The 1,493-nt window shown below is 45.7% G+C and carries 2 protein-coding genes; both read left to right on the forward strand.

The features are described from left to right. Positions 1–486: Light dependent period protein LdpA domain-containing protein (locus F6K37_RS41995; protein WP_287257168.1), on the forward strand; the 486-nt coding region annotated here is incomplete at its 5' end. A 157-nt stretch (positions 487–643) separates the two neighbouring features. Further along, on the forward strand, positions 644–1,493 hold an 850-nt coding region (locus F6K37_RS42000; RefSeq protein WP_287257169.1), incomplete at its 3' end, for an AAA family ATPase.

Below are 1,493 nucleotides of genomic sequence, written 5' to 3' on the forward strand. Positions count from 1 at the left end.
CGTCCTATGAGTGGGGATATAGGCATGGGCACAACTCATGCTGCTATCAAACTCGCTGAGAAAGTCATCGCTGCTGGATTACCAGGATACGTACAGTTAGCTGGTGGTACCAATAACCACACCGTCAACAAACTAAGAGCAGCTAGGCTTTTGACGCATGGGCAAGTTGGTAGATTGCTGGTTGAACGTTCTTACAACAACCTTGGCCAAAAGGCCACCCTAGGCGAACAACCAAATAACCTACCCTACGTTGCCGGTGTGGCTTACGGTAGCTACGCCCGAGTTCTACTCTCACCGATTCTAGAAAAGTTAGAACAAGACTATGACAAAGACGTTGAACACCACCAGGGATTCGTTGCTAATCCCTCTTGTAGAAACCTTGAGGATGTATCAGATCTGCTCTGGCAGGCTGTGGCAACTGCCCATGCCCTGGTGGGTCAACTCAAATCAGTCAAAAAAATCCCCGATAGTATCGAATGTTCTTGACTTGAACCGAGGAATACTGTTGGATGAAATTGGCATAAAAACCTTTAATTATTATGGAGTAAAATTAGACATGACCTAAATCCAAAACCTGACTAACAACCGAAAGTTGAACAGGGCAAAAATTAACAGCAGAAATCGCTTTATTTGGTCAAAACAAATGGTGAATTTTCCACTAAACAAGCTTTCAGAGCAACAAGTGTCATTCAATCAAGAATCACCAGTGGTTTATGAAAATAACTTGGTTGAGGCGATGACCGTTAGTGGTCAAGCCTCAGAGGTAAGTGACAATATTCAACTAGATTTTGCCACTATACCTACCAAGGAACACCAAGAAACAGTGGACAAAACTCAGGGGATTTCAAACTGTGAAAAAATTACAGATGACCTGCCAAAATTACTAGACATTTTACCAGCCGAAATTAGCTCATCATTGGAGCAACATCCTGAAAGGGACAGTTTGATCGAAGTGATTATGGATCTCGGTCGCTTCCCAGAAGTGCGCTTTCGTGACCGGGCAGAGTACCTTTCTGATACACCAGTTACTATCGAACAAATCAATCACTGTGTTGAGCGAGTGGGATCCTTTAGCGGTGATAACCGAGCAGGAATTGAGGGCACCTTGCACCGCATTAGTGCGATTCGGAACCGTCCAGGGGAAATTATTGGCTTAACCTGTCGTGTGGGTCGAGCGGTCTTTGGTACCATCGGCATGATTCGTGACTTGGTGGAAACTGGTTCGTCAATTTTGATGCTGGGGCGTCCTGGTGTAGGCAAAACCACTGCTTTACGGGAAATTGCCCGAGTCTTGGCAGACGAATTACACAAACGGGTAGTGATTATCGACACCTCTAACGAAATTGCTGGAGATGGCGATATTCCTCACCCAGCTATTGGTCGAGCCCGACGGATGCAGGTGGCTAGCCCAGAACATCAGCATCAGGTGATGATTGAGGCGGTGGAAAACCATATGCCAGAGGTGATCGTTATCGATGAAATTGGCACAGAAC

Origin of the sequence: Moorena sp. SIO4E2 (genome assembly GCF_010671945.1) — a bacterium.
GTDB lineage: Bacteria > Cyanobacteriota > Cyanobacteriia > Cyanobacteriales > Coleofasciculaceae > Moorena > Moorena producens.